The following is a 558-nucleotide window of genomic DNA, read 5'->3' as shown; positions in this document are numbered from 1 at the left end:
CGCCGCCGTCGACAGGCACGTCTGGGTCGATTGACCCCCATCGAATACGAGACCATCATGAACCCAGCCGTGAGCCTCGCGGCCTAACACCCCAACTGTCACCTAACGGTGCGGCAGTCCCATCGAATACGAGACCATCATGAACCCAGCCGTGAGCCTCGCGGCCTAACACCCCAACTGTCACCTAACGGTGCGGCAGTCCCTCCCACAGCGGTAGATGCTCGCAAGCCGCTCAATCTGTTTGGTGAGACGCAAGGAAGAAACCCCCGCATAGCGCTCGCGCAAGTCATTGGATGGAACAAGGAATTCCGAGGCAACATCGTTGCACCATTGCTCGACCTCGTTGCGTGGCTCGTAGCGCAGATCCTCGTCGCTGATGCCGCCGACGCCTCTCCATACATGGGCGAACTCATGGGCCAAGGTGAAGAGCTGGCCGTTGTGAAGCGCCCTGGGTTTCGTTCCGACCTACTTCCTCAAGGAGGATCGGACCATGCCCCAGAAGTACAGCCCCGAGTTCAAGGCGAAGGCATTGCAGCTCATCGAGGAGCGCATCCGCGC

1 pseudogene is annotated in these 558 nt (G+C 60.2%); it reads right to left on the bottom strand.

The features are described from left to right. Positions 1 to 180: 180 nt before the first annotated feature. Positions 181 to 423: pseudogene (locus tag AC2W7A_RS13265) on the bottom strand (ImmA/IrrE family metallo-endopeptidase); the annotation flags it as partial. Positions 424 to 558 lie beyond the last annotated feature (135 nt).

Source organism: Micrococcus sp. LASM2_SD2 (assembly GCF_057364565.1).
This window is presented reverse-complemented; position numbering and strand designations above follow the sequence as displayed.